This window comes from Thermus scotoductus DSM 8553, assembly GCF_000381045.1.
In the GTDB taxonomy this organism is placed as follows: Bacteria; Deinococcota; Deinococci; order Deinococcales; family Thermaceae; genus Thermus; species Thermus scotoductus.
Genome location: NZ_KB905734.1, coordinates 65704 through 83470, shown reverse-complemented (window position 1 = coordinate 83470; position 17767 = coordinate 65704). Strand labels below are relative to the sequence as shown.

General features: G+C 64.5%; 34 protein-coding genes and 1 pseudogene. 33 read left to right on the top strand and 2 right to left on the bottom strand.

What is annotated here, in order from left to right; translation table 11 throughout:
- The 32 genes from tuf to rplQ all read left to right on the top strand — a co-directional run bounded on the left by tuf (position 1) and on the right by rplQ (position 16012).
- Complete coding sequence (gene tuf / locus F604_RS0103860; protein ID WP_019550494.1) at positions 1-1221, top strand: elongation factor Tu; 1221 nt, start codon at positions 1-3, stop codon at positions 1219-1221.
- A gap of 8 nt (positions 1222-1229) precedes the next feature.
- Positions 1230-1547: a 30S ribosomal protein S10 gene (gene rpsJ, locus F604_RS0103855; RefSeq protein WP_015718109.1), complete on the top strand. Its 318-nt coding sequence runs from the start codon at positions 1230-1232 to the stop codon at positions 1545-1547.
- Positions 1544-2164, top strand: coding sequence for a 50S ribosomal protein L3 (gene rplC, locus F604_RS0103850; protein WP_019550493.1), 621 nt, complete (start codon positions 1544-1546; stop codon positions 2162-2164). Before rpsJ ends, rplC begins: the two co-directional genes overlap by 4 nt.
- A gap of 8 nt (positions 2165-2172) precedes the next feature.
- The gene (rplD, locus tag F604_RS0103845) at positions 2173-2793 is read left to right on the top strand and encodes a 50S ribosomal protein L4 (RefSeq protein ID WP_019550492.1); all 621 of its coding nucleotides are present in this window, start codon (positions 2173-2175) and stop codon (positions 2791-2793) included.
- A complete protein-coding gene (locus F604_RS0103840; protein ID WP_015718106.1) occupies positions 2790-3080 on the top strand; it encodes a 50S ribosomal protein L23 in 291 nt (96 codons plus the stop codon). Before rplD ends, F604_RS0103840 begins: the two co-directional genes overlap by 4 nt.
- 52 nt (positions 3081-3132) lie before the next feature.
- Positions 3133-3963, top strand: a complete 831-nt coding sequence (gene rplB, locus F604_RS0103835) for a 50S ribosomal protein L2 (protein WP_015718105.1) — start codon at positions 3133-3135, stop codon at positions 3961-3963.
- An 8-nt stretch (positions 3964-3971) separates the two neighbouring features.
- Complete coding sequence (gene rpsS, locus F604_RS0103830) at positions 3972-4253, top strand: 30S ribosomal protein S19 (protein ID WP_011173711.1); 282 nt, start codon at positions 3972-3974, stop codon at positions 4251-4253.
- 2 nt (positions 4254-4255) lie between these two features.
- Positions 4256-4597, top strand: a complete 342-nt coding sequence (gene rplV, locus F604_RS0103825) for a 50S ribosomal protein L22 (RefSeq protein WP_015718104.1) — start codon at positions 4256-4258, stop codon at positions 4595-4597.
- Positions 4587-5306, top strand: a complete 720-nt coding sequence (rpsC, locus tag F604_RS0103820; protein ID WP_015718103.1) for a 30S ribosomal protein S3 — start codon at positions 4587-4589, stop codon at positions 5304-5306. Before rplV ends, rpsC begins: the two co-directional genes overlap by 11 nt.
- A 3-nt stretch (positions 5307-5309) precedes the next feature.
- Complete coding sequence (rplP, locus tag F604_RS0103815) at positions 5310-5735, top strand: 50S ribosomal protein L16 (RefSeq protein WP_019550491.1); 426 nt, start codon at positions 5310-5312, stop codon at positions 5733-5735.
- Positions 5722-5919 (top strand): 50S ribosomal protein L29, encoded by a 198-nt coding sequence (gene rpmC, locus F604_RS0103810; protein ID WP_015718101.1) that lies wholly within the window; start codon positions 5722-5724, stop codon positions 5917-5919. The genes rplP and rpmC overlap by 14 nt, the downstream gene beginning before the upstream one ends.
- Positions 5912-6229 (top strand): 30S ribosomal protein S17, encoded by a 318-nt coding sequence (gene rpsQ, locus F604_RS0103805; protein WP_015718100.1) that lies wholly within the window; start codon positions 5912-5914, stop codon positions 6227-6229. The genes rpmC and rpsQ overlap by 8 nt, the downstream gene beginning before the upstream one ends.
- Positions 6226-6594, top strand: a complete 369-nt coding sequence (rplN, locus tag F604_RS0103800; RefSeq protein ID WP_015718099.1) for a 50S ribosomal protein L14 — start codon at positions 6226-6228, stop codon at positions 6592-6594. The genes rpsQ and rplN overlap by 4 nt, the downstream gene beginning before the upstream one ends.
- Positions 6594-6926 carry a 50S ribosomal protein L24 gene (rplX, locus tag F604_RS0103795; protein ID WP_019550490.1) on the top strand — a complete coding sequence of 111 codons (333 nt, stop codon included), beginning with the start codon at positions 6594-6596 and terminating at the stop codon, positions 6924-6926. Before rplN ends, rplX begins: the two co-directional genes overlap by 1 nt.
- Position 6927: 1 nt before the next feature.
- A complete protein-coding gene (gene rplE, locus F604_RS0103790) occupies positions 6928-7476 on the top strand; it encodes a 50S ribosomal protein L5 (protein WP_019550489.1) in 549 nt (182 codons plus the stop codon).
- 7 nt (positions 7477-7483) lie between these two features.
- Positions 7484-7669, top strand: coding sequence for a type Z 30S ribosomal protein S14 (locus tag F604_RS0103785; protein WP_003043922.1), 186 nt, complete (start codon positions 7484-7486; stop codon positions 7667-7669).
- Between the two features lie 68 nt (positions 7670-7737).
- Positions 7738-8154, top strand: a complete 417-nt coding sequence (rpsH, locus tag F604_RS0103780) for a 30S ribosomal protein S8 (RefSeq protein WP_015718096.1) — start codon at positions 7738-7740, stop codon at positions 8152-8154.
- Positions 8154-8696, top strand: a complete 543-nt coding sequence (gene rplF, locus F604_RS0103775) for a 50S ribosomal protein L6 (RefSeq protein ID WP_019550488.1) — start codon at positions 8154-8156, stop codon at positions 8694-8696. Before rpsH ends, rplF begins: the two co-directional genes overlap by 1 nt.
- Before the next feature lie 8 nt (positions 8697-8704).
- Positions 8705-9043: a 50S ribosomal protein L18 gene (gene rplR / locus F604_RS0103770; RefSeq protein WP_015718094.1), complete on the top strand. Its 339-nt coding sequence runs from the start codon at positions 8705-8707 to the stop codon at positions 9041-9043.
- Positions 9044-9064: 21 nt separating this feature from the next.
- A complete protein-coding gene (rpsE, locus tag F604_RS0103765; RefSeq protein ID WP_015718093.1) occupies positions 9065-9538 on the top strand; it encodes a 30S ribosomal protein S5 in 474 nt (157 codons plus the stop codon).
- Positions 9538-9720 carry a 50S ribosomal protein L30 gene (gene rpmD / locus F604_RS0103760; RefSeq protein ID WP_015718092.1) on the top strand — a complete coding sequence of 61 codons (183 nt, stop codon included), beginning with the start codon at positions 9538-9540 and terminating at the stop codon, positions 9718-9720. Before rpsE ends, rpmD begins: the two co-directional genes overlap by 1 nt.
- The gene (gene rplO / locus F604_RS0103755) at positions 9717-10199 is read left to right on the top strand and encodes a 50S ribosomal protein L15 (protein ID WP_015718091.1); all 483 of its coding nucleotides are present in this window, start codon (positions 9717-9719) and stop codon (positions 10197-10199) included. The genes rpmD and rplO overlap by 4 nt, the downstream gene beginning before the upstream one ends.
- 1 nt (position 10200) lies before the next feature.
- Entirely contained in the window at positions 10201-11517 is a 1317-nt protein-coding gene (secY, locus tag F604_RS0103750) for a preprotein translocase subunit SecY (protein WP_019550487.1), read from the top strand.
- 8 nt (positions 11518-11525) lie between these two features.
- Complete coding sequence (locus F604_RS0103745; protein ID WP_019550486.1) at positions 11526-12080, top strand: adenylate kinase; 555 nt, start codon at positions 11526-11528, stop codon at positions 12078-12080.
- Entirely contained in the window at positions 12080-12847 is a 768-nt protein-coding gene (gene map, locus F604_RS0103740) for a type I methionyl aminopeptidase (protein WP_015718088.1), read from the top strand. Before F604_RS0103745 ends, map begins: the two co-directional genes overlap by 1 nt.
- Before the next feature lie 7 nt (positions 12848-12854).
- Positions 12855-13073, top strand: coding sequence for a translation initiation factor IF-1 (infA, locus tag F604_RS0103735; RefSeq protein WP_003043942.1), 219 nt, complete (start codon positions 12855-12857; stop codon positions 13071-13073).
- 8 nt (positions 13074-13081) lie between these two features.
- Positions 13082-13195, top strand: a complete 114-nt coding sequence (rpmJ, locus tag F604_RS0103730; RefSeq protein ID WP_014514895.1) for a 50S ribosomal protein L36 — start codon at positions 13082-13084, stop codon at positions 13193-13195.
- Between the two features lie 9 nt (positions 13196-13204).
- Positions 13205-13585 carry a 30S ribosomal protein S13 gene (gene rpsM / locus F604_RS0103725; protein WP_015718087.1) on the top strand — a complete coding sequence of 127 codons (381 nt, stop codon included), beginning with the start codon at positions 13205-13207 and terminating at the stop codon, positions 13583-13585.
- A 39-nt stretch (positions 13586-13624) separates the two neighbouring features.
- Positions 13625-14014 (top strand): 30S ribosomal protein S11, encoded by a 390-nt coding sequence (gene rpsK, locus F604_RS0103720; protein ID WP_015718086.1) that lies wholly within the window; start codon positions 13625-13627, stop codon positions 14012-14014.
- A 13-nt stretch (positions 14015-14027) separates the two neighbouring features.
- A complete protein-coding gene (gene rpsD, locus F604_RS0103715; protein ID WP_019550485.1) occupies positions 14028-14657 on the top strand; it encodes a 30S ribosomal protein S4 in 630 nt (209 codons plus the stop codon).
- Positions 14658-14709: 52 nt separating this feature from the next.
- Positions 14710-15651: a DNA-directed RNA polymerase subunit alpha gene (locus F604_RS0103710; RefSeq protein ID WP_019550484.1), complete on the top strand. Its 942-nt coding sequence runs from the start codon at positions 14710-14712 to the stop codon at positions 15649-15651.
- A 4-nt stretch (positions 15652-15655) separates the two neighbouring features.
- Entirely contained in the window at positions 15656-16012 is a 357-nt protein-coding gene (rplQ, locus tag F604_RS0103705) for a 50S ribosomal protein L17 (RefSeq protein WP_019550483.1), read from the top strand.
- A gap of 62 nt (positions 16013-16074) precedes the next feature.
- Here the strand turns inward: rplQ and F604_RS0103700 are convergent, their stop codons facing one another.
- A complete protein-coding gene (locus F604_RS0103700; RefSeq protein ID WP_019550482.1) occupies positions 16075-16551 on the bottom strand; it encodes a hypothetical protein in 477 nt (158 codons plus the stop codon).
- A 45-nt stretch (positions 16552-16596) separates the two neighbouring features.
- Here F604_RS0103700 and F604_RS0103695 point away from each other — a divergent pair, with 45 nt between their 5' ends.
- Positions 16597-17430, top strand: a complete 834-nt coding sequence (locus tag F604_RS0103695) for a DMT family transporter (RefSeq protein WP_019550481.1) — start codon at positions 16597-16599, stop codon at positions 17428-17430.
- 89 nt (positions 17431-17519) lie between these two features.
- Here F604_RS0103695 and F604_RS11860 read toward each other — a convergent pair.
- Positions 17520-17767 (bottom strand): annotated as a pseudogene (locus tag F604_RS11860) (transposase); the annotation flags it as partial.

Below are 17767 nucleotides of genomic sequence, written 5' to 3'. Positions count from 1 at the left end.
ATGGCCAAGGGCGAGTTTATCCGTACGAAGCCTCACGTGAACGTGGGGACGATTGGGCACGTGGACCACGGGAAGACGACGCTGACTGCGGCTTTGACCTTTGTGGCGGCGGCGGAGAACCCGAATGTGGAGGTGAAGGACTACGGGGAGATTGACAAGGCGCCGGAGGAGCGGGCCCGTGGGATTACCATCAACACGGCGCATGTGGAATACGAGACGGCCAAGCGGCACTATTCGCACGTGGATTGCCCCGGGCACGCGGACTACATCAAGAACATGATCACGGGTGCGGCGCAGATGGACGGGGCGATTCTGGTGGTGTCGGCGGCGGACGGACCGATGCCGCAGACGCGGGAGCACATTTTGCTGGCTCGCCAGGTGGGGGTGCCGTACATCGTGGTGTTCATGAACAAGGTGGACATGGTGGACGACCCGGAACTTTTGGACCTGGTGGAGATGGAGGTGCGGGACCTCCTGAACCAGTACGAATTTCCTGGGGACGAGGTTCCGGTGATTCGCGGGAGCGCGCTTTTGGCGCTTGAGCAGATGCACAAGAATCCCCAGACGAAGCGTGGGGAGAACGAGTGGGTGGATAAGATTTGGGAGTTGTTGGACGCGATTGACGAGTACATACCCACGCCGGTGCGGGACGTGGACAAGCCGTTCTTGATGCCGGTGGAGGACGTGTTTACGATCACGGGTCGTGGGACGGTGGCCACGGGTCGTATTGAGCGTGGGAAGGTGAAGGTTGGGGACGAGGTGGAGATTGTGGGTTTGGCTCCTGAGACGCGGAAGACGGTGGTGACGGGTGTGGAGATGCACCGTAAGACGCTTTCGGAGGGGATTGCTGGGGACAACGTAGGTTTGTTGCTCCGGGGTGTAAGCCGGGAGGAAGTGGAGCGGGGGCAGGTGCTGGCGAAGCCTGGGAGCATTACGCCGCACACGAAGTTTGAGGCCTCGGTGTACATCTTGAAGAAGGAGGAGGGGGGTCGGCACACGGGGTTTTTTTCTGGGTACCGTCCGCAGTTTTACTTTCGGACGACGGATGTGACGGGGGTGGTGGAGTTGCCCTCGGGTGTGGAGATGGTGATGCCGGGGGACAACGTGACGTTTACGGTGGAGCTGATCAAGCCGGTGGCGTTGGAGGAGGGATTGCGGTTTGCCATTCGTGAGGGTGGGCGGACCGTGGGCGCCGGCGTGGTCACCAAGATCCTGGAGTGAGGTGAAGTATGCCCAAGATCCGCATCAAGCTACGGGGCTTTGACCACAAGACCCTGGACGCCTCGGCCCAGAAGATCGTGGAGGCCGCCCGGCGCTCCGGGGCCCAGGTCTCGGGTCCCGTGCCCCTGCCCACCCGGGTGCGGCGCTTCACCGTGATCCGGGGTCCTTTCAAGCACAAGGACTCCCGGGAGCACTTTGAGCTGCGCACCCACCACCGCCTGGTGGACATCCTGAACCCCAACCGCAAGACCATCGAGAGCCTCATGTCCTTAGACCTGCCCACCGGGGTGGAGATTGAGATCAAGACCGTGGGGGGTGGCAAATGAAGGGCATCCTGGGCATGAAGGTGGGCATGACCCGGATTTACCGGGAGGACCGGGCCATTCCCGTCACCGTGATCCTGGCTGGGCCCTGCCCGGTGGTCCAGCGGCGGACCCCGGAGAAGGACGGGTACACGGCGGTCCAGCTGGGCTTCCTGCCCCAGAACCCCAAGCGGGTCAACCGGCCCATGAAGGGGCATTTCGCCCGGGCCGGGGTGGGTCCGGTGCGCATCCTGAAGGAGATCCGCGACTTCAACCCTGAGGGCGACGTGGTGACCGTGGAAATCTTTAAGGCCGGCGAGCGGGTGGACGTGACCGGCACCTCCAAGGGCCGGGGCACGGCGGGGGTGATGAAGCGCTGGAACTTCGCCGGCGGCCCCGATTCCCACGGTGCCCACAAGATCCACCGCCACCCCGGGTCCATCGGGAACCGCAAGACCCCGGGCCGGGTCTATAAGGGCAAGAAGATGGCCGGCCGCTACGGGGCCGAGCGGGTCACGGTGATGAACCTCGAGGTGGTGGACGTCATCCCCGAGGAGAACCTCCTCTTGGTCAAGGGGGCCGTGCCGGGACCCAATGGGGGCCTGGTGCTGGTGCGCCAGACCAAGAAGGTGGCCAAGTAAAGGAGGGCATGGTGTACCAGATTCCTGTTCTCTCCTCTTCCGGCAAGCGGGAGCTTGCCGCCGATCTCCCCCAGGAGGTTAACCCCCATCTCCTATGGGAGGTGGTGCGCTGGCAGCTGGCGAAAAGGCGCCGGGGGACGGCCAGCACCAAGACCCGGGGCGAGGTGGCTTACTCCAGCCGCAAGATCTATCCCCAGAAGCACACCGGGCGGGCCCGCCACGGGGACATCGGCGCCCCCATCTTCGTGGGCGGGGGTACGGTCTTCGGACCCAAGCCCCGGGACTACAGCTACACCCTGCCCAAGAAGGTGCGGCAGGCGGGGTTGGCCATGGCCGTGGCCGATCGGGCCAAGGAGGGCAAGCTCCTTCTGGTGGAGGACTTCGCCGGGGTTAACGGCAAGACCAAGGAGTTTTTGGCCTGGGCCAAGGGTGCGGGGCTAGATGGATCGGAAAGCGTGCTCCTGGTGACGGCCAGCGAGCTGGTGCGCCGGGCTGCCCGGAACCTTCCTTGGGTGGTGACCCTGGCGCCCGAGGGGTTAAACGTCTACGACATCCTGCGCACCGAGCGCCTGGTCATGGACCTGGCGGCTTGGGAGGCCTTCCAGGCCCGCATGGGGGGTGAGGCATGAAGACCGCCTTTGACGTGATCCTGGCCCCGGTGCTTTCCGAAAAGGCTTACGCCGGCTTCGCCGAGGGCAAGTACACCTTCTGGGTCCACCCCAAGGCCACCAAGACGGAGATCAAAAACGCCGTGGAGGCGGCCTTTAAGGTCAAGGTGGTGGGGGTGAACACCATGACGGTGCGGGGCAAGAAGAAGCGCCTGGGCCGCTACCTGGGCAAGCGCCCCGACCGCAAGAAGGCCATCGTGCAGGTGGCCGCCGGGCAGAAGATCGAGGCCCTGGAGGGCCTCATCTAAACCTAAGCCGGGAGGGGGGCCCGGCCCCGATCCGGCAAGGGAGGCATAGAGGATGGCAGTCAAGAAGTTCAAACCCTACACCCCAAGCCGCCGTTTCATGACGGTGGCGGACTTCTCCGAGATCACCAAGACCGAGCCGGAGAAGTCCTTGGTCAAGCCCCTGAAGAAGACGGGGGGCCGCAACAACCAGGGCCGCATCACCGTGCGCTTCCGGGGGGGCGGCCACAAGCGGCTTTACCGCATCATCGACTTCAAGCGCTGGGACAAGGCGGGCATCCCCGCCAAGGTGGCGGCCATAGAGTACGACCCCAACCGCTCCGCCCGTATTGCCCTTCTGCACTACGCCGACGGGGAGAAGCGCTACATCATCGCTCCCGAGGGCCTGCAGGTGGGCCAGCAGGTGGTGGCGGGGCCGGATGCTCCCATCCAGGTGGGCAACGCCCTTCCCCTCCGCTTCATCCCCGTGGGCACCGTGGTCCATGCGGTGGAGCTGGAGCCCAAGAAGGGGGCCAAGCTGGCCCGCTCCGCCGGCACCAGCACCCAGATCCAGGGCCGGGAAGGGGATTACGTGATCCTGCGCCTGCCCTCGGGGGAGCTTAGGAAGGTGCACGGGGAGTGCTACGCCACCATCGGGACCGTGGGCAACGCCGATCACAAGAACATCGTCCTGGGCAAGGCGGGGCGCACCCGCTGGCTGGGCCGCAAGCCCCATGTGCGCGGTGCCGCCATGAACCCGGTGGACCACCCCCACGGCGGTGGTGAGGGCCGGGCACCCAGGGGCCGTCCCCCGGCCTCCCCTTGGGGCTGGCAGACCAAGGGGCTTAAGACCAGGAAGCGGCGGAAGCCCTCGAGCCGCTTCATCATCGCCCGCCGTAAGAAGTGAGGTGAGCCATGCCGCGTAGCTTGAAGAAGGGCGTTTTCGTAGATGACCACCTCTTGGAGAAGGTGCTGGAGCTGAACGCCAAGGGGGAAAAGCGGCTCATCAAGACCTGGAGCCGCCGCTCCACCATCGTTCCCGAGATGGTGGGCCATACCATTGCGGTCTACAACGGCAAGCAGCATGTGCCCGTCTACATCACCGAGAACATGGTGGGGCACAAGCTGGGAGAGTTTGCCCCCACCCGCACCTACCGGGGGCACGGGAAAGAGGCTAAGGCCACCAAGAAGAAGTAGCCATGGAAGCGAAAGCCATTGCCCGTTACGTGCGCATCTCCCCCAGGAAGGTCCGCCTTGTAGTGGACCTGATCCGGGGGAAGAGCCTCGAGGAGGCCCGCGCCATCCTGCGCTACACCCCTAAGCGGGGGGCCTATTACGTGGCCAAGGTGCTGGAGTCCGCCGCCGCCAATGCGGTCAACAACCACGACATGCTGGAGGACCGGCTTTTCGTGAAGGCGGCCTTTGTGGACGAAGGGCCCGCTTTGAAAAGGGTGCTTCCCCGGGCCCGGGGCCGGGCGGACATCATCAAGAAGAGGACCAGCCACATCACGGTGATCTTGGGAGAGAAACATGGGAAATAAGATCCACCCCATTGGGTTCAGGCTCGGTATCACCCGGGACTGGGAGTCCCGCTGGTATGCGGGCAAGAAGCAGTACCGCCACCTCCTGGTGGAGGACCAGAGGATCCGCGAGGTCCTCACCAAGGAGCTCTACCCGGCTGGTTTGGCCCGCATCGACATCGAACGGGCCGCGGACAACGTGGCCGTGACCGTGCACGTGGCCAAGCCGGGTGTGGTCATCGGCCGGGGCGGGGAGAAGATCAAGGTCCTGAGGGACACCCTTTCCCAGCTCACCGGCAAGAACGTGGCCCTGAACGTTCAAGAGATCCATAACCCCAACCTCTCCGCTCCTTTGGTGGCCCAGCGGGTGGCGGAGCAGATCGAGCGCCGCTTTGCCGTGCGGCGGGCCATCAAGCAGGCAGTGCAGCGGGTCATGGAGGCGGGGGCCAAGGGAGCCAAGGTGATCGTCTCCGGCCGCATCGGCGGTGCCGAGCAGGCCCGCACGGAGTGGGCCGCCGAGGGCCGGGTGCCCCTTCACACCCTTCGTGCTAACATAGACTACGGCTTCGCTTTGGCCCGCACCACCTACGGGGTGCTGGGGGTCAAGGCCTACGTGTTCCTGGGCGAGGTGATCGGCGGACAGAAGCCCAAGGCCCGCCCCGAGGGGCCGAGGGCGGAGGAAAAGCCCCGCCGCCGCCGCCCAGCGGTGCGCGTGAAGAAGGAGGAGTAGGCCATGTTGATGCCCAGGCGCATGAAGTACCGCAAGCAGCACCGGGGTCGCATGAAGGGGGCGACCAAGGGGGGTGATTACGTGGCCTTCGGGGACTTCGGCCTGGTGGCCCTGGAGCCCGCCTGGATCACCGCCCAGCAGATTGAGGCGGCCCGTGTGGCCATGGTGCGCCACTTCCGCCGCGGGGGCAAGATCTTCATCCGCATCTTCCCCGACAAGCCCTACACCAAGAAGCCCCTCGAGGTGCGGATGGGTAAGGGTAAAGGCAACGTGGAGGGTTACGTGGCCGTGGTGAAGCCCGGCCGGGTGATGTTCGAGGTGGCGGGCGTCACCGAGGAGCAGGCCCTCGAGGCCTTGCGCATCGCCGGCCACAAGCTTCCCATCAAGACCAAGATCGTGAGGAGGGACGCCTACGATGAAGCCCAGTGAGATCCGCAAGCTCTCTCCCAGTGAGATCGAGAAGCTGGTTCGGGAGAAGAAGCGGGAGCTGATGGAGCTTCGCTTCCAGGCCTCCATCGGCCAGCTCTCCCAGAACCACAGGATCCGGGAGACCCGGCGCCTCATCGCCCGGCTCCTCACGATCCTGAACGAGAGGAGGAGGGCCAATGCCTAAGAAGGTGCTGACCGGGGTGGTGGTGAGCGACAAGATGCAGAAGACCGTTTCGGTACTGGTGGAGCGCCAGTTTCCCCACCCCCTCTACGGCAAGGTGATCAAGCGCTCCAAAAAGTACCTGGCCCACGACCCCGAGGGGAAGTACAAGGTGGGGGACGTGGTGGAGATCATCGAGTCCCGCCCCATCTCCAAGCGCAAACGCTTTAGGGTCTTGCGCCTGGTGGAGGGGGGCAGGCTGGACCTGGTGGAGAAGTACCTGGTGCGTAGGCAGAACTACGCCAGCCTTTCCAAGCGGGGAGGTAAGGCATGATCCAGCCCCAGACCTACCTGGAGGTGGCCGACAACACCGGGGCCCGCAAGATCATGTGCATCCGCGTGCTTAAGGGCTCCAACGCCAAGTACGCCACCGTGGGGGACATCATCGTGGCCAGCGTCAAGGAGGCCATCCCCCGGGGGGCGGTGAAGGAAGGCGACGTGGTGAAGGCGGTGGTGGTGCGCACCAAAAAGGAGGTCAAGCGCCCCGATGGCTCCGCCATCCGCTTTGACGACAACGCCGCCGTCATCATCAACAACCAGCTAGAGCCCCGGGGCACCCGCGTCTTCGGTCCCGTGGCACGGGAGCTCCGGGAAAAGGGCTTCATGAAGATCGTCTCCCTGGCTCCGGAGGTGCTCTGATGCAGGCCAAGCTACATGTGAAGAAGGGGGACATGGTTCTGGTGGCCTCCGGCAAGTACAAGGGCCAGGTGGGCAAGGTGAAGGCCGTGCTGCCCAAGAAGGGGGCGGTCATCGTGGAGGGGGTGAACATCGTTAAGAAGGCGGTGCGGGTGAGCCCCCAGCACCCCCAGGGTGGCTTTGTGGAGCAGGAAGCTCCCCTGCATGCCTCCAAGGTGCGCCCCATCTGCCCCGCGTGCGGCAAGCCCACCCGGGTGCGGAAGAAGCTCCTGGAAAACGGCCGCAAGATCCGGGTGTGCGCCAAGTGCGGCGGGGCTTTGGACGTGGAGGGATAAGATGCCGCTAGAGGTTGCGCTGAAGAAGAAGTACTACGAGGAGGTACGGCCCGAGCTCATCCGCCGCTTCGGCTACCAGAACATCTGGGAGGTGCCTCGGCTGGAGAAGGTGGTGATCAACCAGGGGCTGGGGGAGGCCAAGGAGGATGCCCGCATCCTGGAGAAGGCTTCCCAGGAGCTTGCCCTCATCACTGGCCAGAAGCCGGCCATAACCCGGGCCAAGAAGTCCATCTCCAACTTCAAGCTCCGCAAGGGGATGCCCATCGGCCTCAGGGTTACCCTGCGCGGCGATCGGATGTGGATCTTCCTGGAGAAGCTCCTTTCCGTGGCCCTGCCCCGCATCCGCGACTTCCGGGGGGTGAACCCAGGTAGCTTTGACGGCCGCGGCAACTACAACCTGGGCCTTAGGGAGCAGCTCATCTTCCCGGAGATCACCTACGATATGGTGGACGCCCTTCGGGGAATGGACATCGCGGTGGTGACCACCGCCCGGACCGATGAGGAGGCCAGGGCCCTTTTGGAGCTTCTGGGCTTCCCCTTCCGCAAGTGAGGCGAGCATGGCGAGAAAAGCGTTGATCGAAAAGGCCAAGCGTACCCCCAAGTTCAAGGTGCGGGCCTACACCCGTTGCGTGCGCTGTGGGAGGGCCAGGAGCGTGTACCGCTACTTCGGGCTCTGCCGGATTTGCCTTAGGGAGCTGGCCCACAAGGGGCAGCTTCCCGGGGTGAAGAAGGCCAGCTGGTAGGCCGTGGCCGGTCGGGGGGGTTCCCTCGAGACCGCATGGTCCAGGAGTGAGGTAAAAGGAGAGAGGAAATGTTGACGGACCCCATTGCCGACATGCTGACCCGGATTCGGAACGCCACCCGGGTCTACAAGGAGAGCACCGAGGTACCCGCCTCCCGCTTCAAGGAGGAGATCCTCAAGATCCTGGCGCGGGAGGGCTTCATCAAGGGGTACGAGCGGGTGGAGGTGGACGGCAAGCCTGTTTTGCGCATCCACCTCAAGTATGGGCCCAGGCGCCAGGGACCTGATCCCCGGCCCGAACAGGTCATCAACCACATCCGTCGCATCAGCCGTCCTGGGCGACGGGTGTACGTGGGGGTCAAGGAGATTCCCCGGGTGCGCCGCGGCCTGGGGATTGCCATCCTGTCCACGCCCAAGGGCGTCCTTACCGACCGGGAGGCCCGGCGTCTGGGCGTGGGCGGGGAGCTTATCTGCGAGGTGTGGTGATGTCTAGGATTGGCCGGCTTCCCATTCCCTTGCCCAAGGGGGTCACTGTGGAGGTGACCCCGGGGCTCGTCAAGGTGAAAGGCCCCAAGGGCGAACTTTCCGTGCCCATCTCCCCGGAGATGCGGGTGGTGGTGGACGGAGGGGTGGTGCGGGTGGAGCGGCCCTCGGACGAGAGGCGCCACAAAAGCCTCCATGGCCTCACCCGGACCCTCATCGCCAACGCCATCAAGGGGGTTTCCGAGGGGTACGTGAAGGAGCTCCTCATCAAGGGCATCGGCTACCGGGCCCGGCTTGCGGGACGGGCGGTGGAGCTCACCGTGGGCTTTAGCCACCCCGTGGTGGTGGAGCCCCCGGAGGGCATCACCTTCGAGGTGCCCGAGCCCACCAAGATCCGCGTTCTGGGCATAGACAAGCAGAAGGTGGGCCAGGTGGCCGCGGACCTCCGCGCCATCAAGAAGCCCAGCGCCTACCACGAGAAGGGCATTTACTACGCGGGCGAGCCCGTCCGCCTTAAGCCCGGCAAGGCCGGGGCCAAGAAGTAGGGGGAACCATGGCACGGCTTACCGCATACGAACGCCGCAAGTTCCGGGTGCGTAACCGCATCAAGCGCACGGGCCGGCTCCGCCTGTCCGTCTTCCGGAGCCTTAACCACATCTACGCCCAGATCATCGATGACGAGAAGGGCCATACCCTGGTGGCCGAGTCCAGCCTGGCCCTGAAGCTGAAGGGCAACAAGACCGAGGTGGCCCGGCAGGTGGGGCGGGCCCTGGCGGAGAAGGCCAAGGCGTTGGGGATCACCAAGGTGGCTTTTGACCGTGGCCCCTACAAGTACCACGGCCGGGTAAAGGCTCTGGCGGAAGGGGCCAGAGAAGGGGGCCTGGAGTTCTAGGTCGCTTAGCGAGGAGGAAGCATGCCCGAGACCGACTTTGAAGAGAAGATGATCCTGGTGCGGCGCACCGCCAAGACCTACCAGGGTGGCCGCCGCTTCCGCTTCGGGGCCTTGGTGGTGGTGGGTGACCGGCAGGGCCGGGTGGGCTTGGGCCTGGGCAAGGCCAAGGAGGTGCCCCTGGCTGTGCAGAAGGCGGGGTACTACGCCCGTCGCAACATGGTGGAGGTGCCCATCCAAAACGGCACCATTCCCCACGAGATTGAGGTGGAGTACGGGGCCTCCAAGATCCTCCTGAAGCCCGCAGCCCCGGGCACGGGGGTGATTGCGGGGGCAGTGCCCCGGGCTATTTTGGAGCTGGCGGGGATCACGGATATCCTCACCAAGGAGCTGGGGAGCCGCAACCCCATCAACATCGCCTACGCCACCATGGAGGCCCTCAGGCAGCTTAAGACCAAGCAGGATGTGGAGCGCCTGCGGAAGGGTGGGGAGGAGTGATGGCCAAGCTCAAGGTTAAGTTGGTGAAGAGCCCCATCGGCTATCCCAAGGACCAAAAGGCGGCCTTGAAAGCCCTGGGGCTGACCAAGCTCCACAGGGAAAAGGTCCTCGAGGACCATCCCGCCATACTGGGCAACATCAAGAAGGTGGCCCACCTTGTGCGGGTGGAGGTGCTGGAATGAAGCTTACCGATCTAAAACCCAATCCTGGGGCCAACAAGAGGCGGAAGCGGGTGGGGCGGGGCCCTGGCTCCGGCCACGGCAAGACGGCCACCCGGGGTCATAAGGGGCAGAAGTCCCGCTCCGGTGGCCTCAAGGATCCCCGCCGCTTTGAGGGGGGGCGCTCCACCACCCTGATGCGCCTGCCCAAGCGGGGCATGCAGGGACAGGTGCCCGGGGAGATCAAGAGGCCCAAGTACCAGGGGGTGAACCTGAGGGACCTGGCCCGCTTCGACGGGGAGGTGACCCCGGAGGTGCTGGTCCAGGCTGGAATCCTGAAGAAGGGCTACCGGCTTAAGGTGCTGGGGGAAGGGGAGGCCAAGCCCCTTAGGGTGGTGGCCCACGCCTTTTCCAAGACCGCCCTGGAGAAGCTAAAGGCTGCGGGCGGCGAGGCCGTCCTCCTGGCTCCCTCCCCCGAAGGGCAAGCACCCAAGGAGGCTTAGGATGCTTAAGGCCTTCCGGAGCGCCCTGGCCATTCCCGAACTGCGCCAGCGGATCCTCTTCACCCTGCTGGTGTTGGCCGCCTACCGCCTGGGGGCCTTTATCCCCACCCCGGGGGTAGACCTGGACAAGATCCAGGAGTTCCTGCGCACCACCCAGGGAGGGGTTTTCGGCATCATCAACCTCTTTTCGGGCGGTAACTTTGAGCGCTTCTCCATCTTCGCCCTGGGAATCATGCCCTACATCACCGCCGCCATCATCATGCAGCTTTTGGTCAATGTGATTCCCACCCTGGAGAAGCTTTCCAAGGAGGGTGAGGAGGGCCGCCGCATCATCAACCAGTACACCCGGATCGGCGGCATCGCTCTGGGGGCTTTCCAGGGTTTCTTTCTGGCCACCGCCTTCCTGGGGGCGGAGGGGGGGCGTTTCCTGCTGCCTGGCTGGGCACCCGGTCCCTTCTTCTGGCTGGTGGTGGTGGTCACCCAGGTGGCGGGCATCGCCCTCCTTCTCTGGATGGCGGAGCGCATCACCGAGTACGGCATCGGCAACGGCACCAGCATGATCATCTTCGCGGGGATCGTGGTGGAATGGTTGCCCCAGCTTGTGCGCACCGCAGGCCTCATCCGCACGGGAGAAGTGAACCTGGTGGCCTTCCTCTTTTTCCTGGCCTTTATCGTCTTGGCCTTCGCCGGGATGGTGGCGGTGCAGCAGGCGGAAAGGCGCATTCCCGTCCAGTACGCCAGGAAGGTGGTGGGCAGGAGGGTCTACGGGGGGCAAGCCACCTACATCCCCATCAAGCTGAACGCTGCCGGCGTCATCCCCATTGTCTTCGCTGCCGCCATTTTGCAGATTCCCATCTTCCTTACCGCCCCCTTCCAGGACAACCAGGTGCTCCAGGCCATCGCCAACTTCTTCAACCCCACCCGGACCTCCGGTCTCCTCATCGAGGTGGTGCTCATCGTTCTTTTCACTTACGTCTACACCGCGGTCCAGTTTGATCCCAAGCGGATTGCGGAAAGCCTCCGGGAATACGGAGGGTTCATCCCGGGCATCCGCCCAGGCGAGCCCACGGTAAAGTTCTTGGAACATATCGTTTCCCGCCTGACCCTCTGGGGGGCCCTCTTCCTGGGCCTGGTGGCGGCGTTGCCCCAGATCATCCAGAACCTTACCGGGGTGAAGAGCATCGCCTTTTCCGGCATCGGCCTTCTCATCGTGGTGGGCGTGGCCCTGGATACCTTGCGGCAGATTGAGAGCCAGCTGATGCTGAGGAACTACGAGGGGTTCCTTTCCAAGGGCCGCATCCGTGGCCGCACGCGCTAGGAGGGAGGATGGGGGAAGCGGTGATCTTCTTGGGGCCGCCGGGGGCGGGAAAGGGTACCCAGGCGGCCAGGCTGGCGGAGGAGCTGGGCTTTAAGAAGCTCTCCACCGGGGACATCCTCCGGGACCATGTGGCCCGGGGCACGCCCCTGGGGCAGCAGGTGAAGCCCATCATGGACCGGGGGGATCTGGTGCCGGACGAGCTCATTCTGGCCCTGATCCGGGAGGAGCTTGCGGACCGGGTGATCTTCGACGGCTTTCCCCGCACCCTGGCCCAGGCGGAGGCCCTGGATCGCCTTCTCCAGGAAACGGGCACCCGGCTCCTCGGGGTGGTCTTGGTGGAGGTGCCCGAGGAGGAGCTGGTGCGCCGCATGTTAAGGCGGGCGGAGCTCGAGGGGCGCTCTGACGACAACGAGGAGACCATCCGGCACCGGCTCCGGGTCTACCGGGAGAAAACCGAGCCCTTGGTGCAGTATTATGAGAAAACGGGTGCCTTGAGGCGGGTGGACGGCCTGGGTACCCCCGATGAGGTCTACGCCCGCATCCGGGCAGCCCTGGGGATCTGATGGCCATCAAGCTGAAGAGTCCATGGGAGATTGAGCGCATGCGGGAGGCGGGTGCCCTCCTCACGGAGGTGGTGGAGGAGGTGGGCCGGCATGTGGAGCCCGGCATCACCACCAAGGAGCTGGACCGGATCGCCTACGAGGCCATAAAAAAGCGCAAGGCCAAGCCGGCCTTCCTGGGCCTTTACGGGTTTCCCGCCACCCTATGCACCTCGGTGAACGAGGTGGTGGTCCACGGCATCCCCTCGGAGGAGCCCCTGAAGGAAGGGGATATCCTTTCCGTGGACGTGGGCCTCATCTACGGGGGGTTTGCCGCCGACATGGCCCGCACCTTCCCGGTGGGCAGGGTTTCCCCGGAGGCGGAAAGGCTCATCCGGGATACCGAGGCCGCCTTCTTTGAGGGGTTGAAGTATCTTAGGCCTGGCTACCGCATTGGGGATGTGGCCCATGCGGTGCAGACCTTTCTGGAGAGCCGGGGCTACGGGGTGGTGCGGGAGTTCGTGGGGCACGGGGTGGGGCGGGAGATCCACGAGGACCCGCAGCTGCCCAACTTCGGCAAACCGGGAACGGGCCCCAAGATCCGGCCGGGCATGACCCTGGCCCTCGAGCCCATGGTCACCCTACGCCCGGCTTCTGTGGTAATATTGGAAGATGGCTGGACGGCGAGCGCCGGACCTGGCAACCTCGCCGCCCACTACGAGAACACCGTCTTGGTGACGGAGGAGGGCCCGGAGCTTCTCACCGGGGTTTCCCTGGTGCGGGCGCGGTAGGAGGGGTATGGCGAAGGAGAAGGACACCATTCGGGCGGAAGGCGTGGTTACCGAGGCTTTGCCCAACACCACGTTTCGGGTGAAGCTGGACTCGGGACCGGAGATCCTGGCCTACATCTCGGGCAAGATGCGCATGCACTACATCCGCATCCTGCCCGGGGACCGGGTGGTGGTGGAGATTACCCCCTACGACCCCACGCGGGGCCGCATCGTGTACAGGAAGTAGGAGGCGAGATGAAGGTACGGGCATCGGTTAAAAAGATGTGCGAGAAGTGCAAGGTGGTGCGCCGGCACGGCCGGGTGTACGTGATCTGCGAGAACCCCAAGCACAAGCAGCGGCAAGGGTAAGGAGGGAACGTGGCGAGGATTGCAGGTGTGGAGATTCCTAGGAACAAGCGGGTGGACGTGGCCCTCACCTACATCTACGGGGTGGGGCCGGCCCGGGCCAAGGAGGCTCTGGAGAAGACGGGCATCAACCCGGCGACCCGGGTGAAGGACCTCACCGAGGCGGAGGTGGTGCGCCTTCGGGAGTACGTGGAGAACACCTGGAAGCTGGAGGGTGAGCTCCGGGCCGAGGTGGCGGCCAACATCAAGCGCCTCATGGATATCGGCTGCTACCGGGGCCTCCGCCACCGCCGTGGATTGCCGGTGAGGGGGCAGCGCACCCGCACCAATGCCCGTACCCGCAAGGGTCCCCGCAAGACCGTGGCGGGCAAGAAAAAGGCTCCTAGGAAGTAGTTCTAGGGCCAGTGGATACTCCTAAAGCTGAGGGAGAGTATGGCCAGAAAAGCGACCAAGAAGAAAGTCAAACGACAGGTGGCCAGTGGGAAGGCGTACATCCACGCCTCCTACAACAACACCATCGTCACCATCACCGACCCGGACGGCAACCCCATCACCTGGTCCTCGGGTGGGGTCATCGGCTACAAGGGGAGCCGCAAGGGCACCCCTTATGCGGCCCAGCTTGCGGCCATGGATGCCGCCAAGAAGGCCATGGCCTACGGCATGCAGAGCGTGGACGTGATCGTGCGCGGCACCGGGGCGGGCCGGGAGCAGGCCATCAGGGCTCTCCAGGCCTCGGGCTTGCAGGTGAAGTCCATCGTGGACGACACCCCTGTGCCCCACAACGGCTGCCGGCCTAAGAAGAAGTTCCGCAAGGCTTCGTAAGGAGTAGGAGAAGATGGGTCGTTACATTGGTCCAGTTTGCCGTCTTTGCCGCCGGGAAGGAGTCAAGCTCTACCTGAAGGGGGAGCGTTGCTACAGCCCCAAGTGCGCCATGGAGCGCCGTCCCTACCCTCCGGGGCAGCACGGGCAGAAGCGTACCCGCCGCCCTTCCGACTACGCGGTGCGCCTGAGGGAGAAGCAGAAGCTCCGCCGCATCTACGGGATCTCCGAAACCCAGTTCCGCAACCTCTTTGAGGAGGCCAGCCGTAAGAAGGGGGTTACGGGTACCGTCTTCCTGGGGCTTTTGGAGTCCCGCCTGGACAACGTGGTCTACCGGCTGGGCTTCGCGATGAGCCGCCGCCAGGCCCGGCAGATGGTGCGCCATGGTCACATCACCGTGAATGGCCGCCGGGTGGACCTTCCCGCCTACCGGGTGAAGCCTGGGGACGAGATCGCCATCGCCGAGGGTAGCCGGAACCTGGCCTTCATCCGGGAGAACCTCGAGGCCATGAAGGGCCGCAAGGTGGGCCCCTGGCTCTCCCTGGACGTGGAAGGGATGAAGGGCAAGTTCCTGCGCCTGCCCGATCGGGAGGACCTGGCCCTTCCCGTGAACGAGCAGCTGGTGGTGGAGTTCTACTCCAGGTAGCCCTAAAGGGGCCCGGCTGGACCGGGCCCATGTGTTGCCGGCAAGGAGGTCTATGTTAGAGAGCAAGCTGAAAGCCCCGGTCTTCACGGTGCGCACCCAGGGGCGGGAGTACGGGGAGTTCGTCCTGGAGCCCCTGGAGCGGGGGTTTGGTGTTACCCTGGGCAACCCCTTGAGGCGGATTCTCCTCTCCTCCATCCCCGGGACCGCGGTTACCAGCGTCTACATTGAGGATGTCCTTCACGAGTTCTCCACCATTCCTGGGGTCAAGGAGGACGTGGTGGAGATCATCCTGAACCTCAAGGAGCTGGTGGTGCGTTTCCTGGACCCCAAGATGCAGACCACCACCCTGGTCCTGAAGGCGGAAGGGCCCAGGGTGGTCAAGGCGAGGGATTTCGTGGTGCCCCCCGATGCGGAGATCCTGAACCCGGACCTCACCATCGCCACCTTGGACAAAGGGGGCAAGCTTTACATGGAGGTGCGGGTGGATCGGGGTGTGGGGTACGTGCCCGCCGAGCGCCACGGCATCAAGGACCGCATCAACTCCATCCCCGTGGACGCCATCTTCTCCCCCGTGCGCCGGGTGGCCTTCCAGGTGGAGGATACCCGGCTTGGCCAGCGCACCGACCTGGACAAGCTCACCTTAAGGATCTGGACGGATGGCTCCATCACCCCCTTGGAGGCCTTGAACCAGGCGGTGGAGATCCTCAAGGAGCACCTTTCCTATTTCGCCAACCCCCAGGCCACCGCCCTCCCTGCCCCGGAACCCGCTTCTGTGGAGCGTGCGGAAGGGGAGGAGGACCTGGACCTGCCCCTGGAGGAGCTTGGCCTTTCCACCCGCGTTCTCCACAGCCTCAAGGAGGAGGGGATCGAGTCGGTGCGGGCGCTTTTGGCCTTGAACCTCAAGGACCTTAAGAACATCCCCGGCATCGGGGAAAGGAGCCTCGAGGAAATCCGCGAGGCTTTGGCCAAAAAGGGATTCGCCCTAAAGGAGTGAGACTATGCGCCACCTGAAGTCTGGAAGAAAGCTGAACCGTCACTCTTCCCACCGCCTGGCTCTTTACCGCAACCAGGCCAAAAGCCTTCTCACCCACGGCCGCATCACCACCACCGTGCCCAAGGCCAAGGAGCTCACCGGCTTCGTGGACCACCTCATCCATCTGGCCAAGCGGGGGGACCTGCACGCCCGCCGCCTGGTGCTGAGGGACCTGCAGGACGTGAAGCTGGTGCGGAAGCTCTTCGACGAGATCGCCCCCAAGTACCAGAACCGGGCCGGAGGGTACACCCGGGTGCTCAAGCTGGCGGAACGCCGGCGGGGGGATGGGGCGCCCTTGGCCCTGGTGGAGCTGGTGGAGTAGGAGCGCCGAAAAAAAGGGAAGGAGGCCCCTAAGCGTCGGGCCCCGGGATGGGGTGCCGGCGCTTACGTGTTCTCTCCTCCCCGCCCCTGAAGGAGCCTTAGGAGCTGGTCTTCCAGCTCGCCGATGTAGGCGGCCAGGGTGTTCCCGTGCTTTTCCAGGGTTTCCGCCAGGCGGGCCTCGAGGGCCCGGATCTCCTCCTTCTCCGCCTCCGCCAGGCGCTTGAACTCCGCCTCCAGGTAACCTCTAAGCTCGGTGTATCGGCTCTGCTCTGCCTCCTCGGCCAGCTTCTTGTAGTGGAGAAGCTCCCGGGCGTAGCGCCGCACCTCCAAAAGGGCGGCGGTTTCCAGGCCGATGGTGAAGATGAGGTAGAGGAGGGAAACCACCCCCAGGGCCACCACCAGAACCAGGCCCAAGGGGGCTTCCACCCGGCTGAGGCCCAGGGATAGGGAGGTGGGCTTGGTGATCTCCCCCCAGTTGAGCCAGGAGAAGAGGACCAAAAGAAGGAGGACAAGGAGGGTAAAAAGGGTACGCGCGCTCATAGGTCAGCCTCCATAGGGCACTGGGGGGATTATACACTCTTCCCCATGGGCTACCTGTACCTGCTCCTGGCTGCCTTCCTTTGGGGTCTCATCGGCCCCGTAAGCCGCCTGGCCTTTGAGGAGGGGCTTACCCCCCTGGCCGTGGCCTTCTTCCGGGCAAGCGTTGCCTGGGTCTTCTTCGGCCTGCACGCCCTGCTCCTGCGCCAGGTTAGGGTGGAAAGGCGGGATGCCTTGCCCCTCCTTCTTTTCGGCCTGGTGGGGGTTTCCCTCTTCTACGGTTCCTATCAGCTGGCGGTGGTCTACGGGGGAGCGGCCTTGGCCTCCGTTCTCCTGTACACGGCCCCGGCCTGGGTGGCCCTCCTTTCCCTGGTGGTCCTGAAGGAGCCCCTGGACCGCACCGGCCTTTTGGCGGTGGCCCTGACCCTGCTGGGGGTGGGGCTTATGGGCGTGGGAGGGGGAAGCGGGGTAAGGGTCCTGTCCCTCGCCCTTTTCTTTGGGCTCCTTTCCGGCTTCACCTATGCGCTTTACTACATCTTTGGCAAGCTCTACCTTCCCCGCTACGCCACCCCCACCCTCTTCCTCTACGCCCTGCCCGTGGGGGCCTTGGGGCTTCTGCCCTGGGTGGAGTTTGCTCCCTTGAGCCTAAGGGCCATGGAAGCCTTGCTCTTTTTAGGGGTATTTTCCACATACGGGGCCTATCTGGCCTACTACGCAGGGTTGAAGCGCCTTCCCGCCACCCGGGCCAGCGTGGTGGCTACCCTCGAGCCCGTGGTGGCCAACCTGTTCGCCTTCCTCCTCTTTAGGGAGGTGCTTTCCCTCTGGGCCTACCTGGGGGCAGGCTTGGTGCTTTTGGCCGTGGTCCTCACGGTGCGGCGCTAGGGGTTAGAGAAAAGTGGGGGTGTGGGGGAGCTATAATCCCCCGGTTTTCAAACCGGGGATACATGGACTCCCCCACGCAGACTTGACCGCTATACCGCATAGAGCCCCAGGAAGCGCAGGGCGGAGAGGGGGTTGAAGGAGAAGGCCTCCAAGGCCGCCTTCTTCTCCCTGACCCCTTGGCGGTGAAGCATGGAGACCAGAAAGGCCCGGAGGGCCGCCAAGACCTGTGCCCCCACCCCCCGCACCTGGCAGGCATCCTCGTGGAGGAGAACGTCCCGTACCCAAAAGGACCGGTTCTCTACCTCCCACCGGTAAAGGAGAAGCTCCCCAAGCCGCC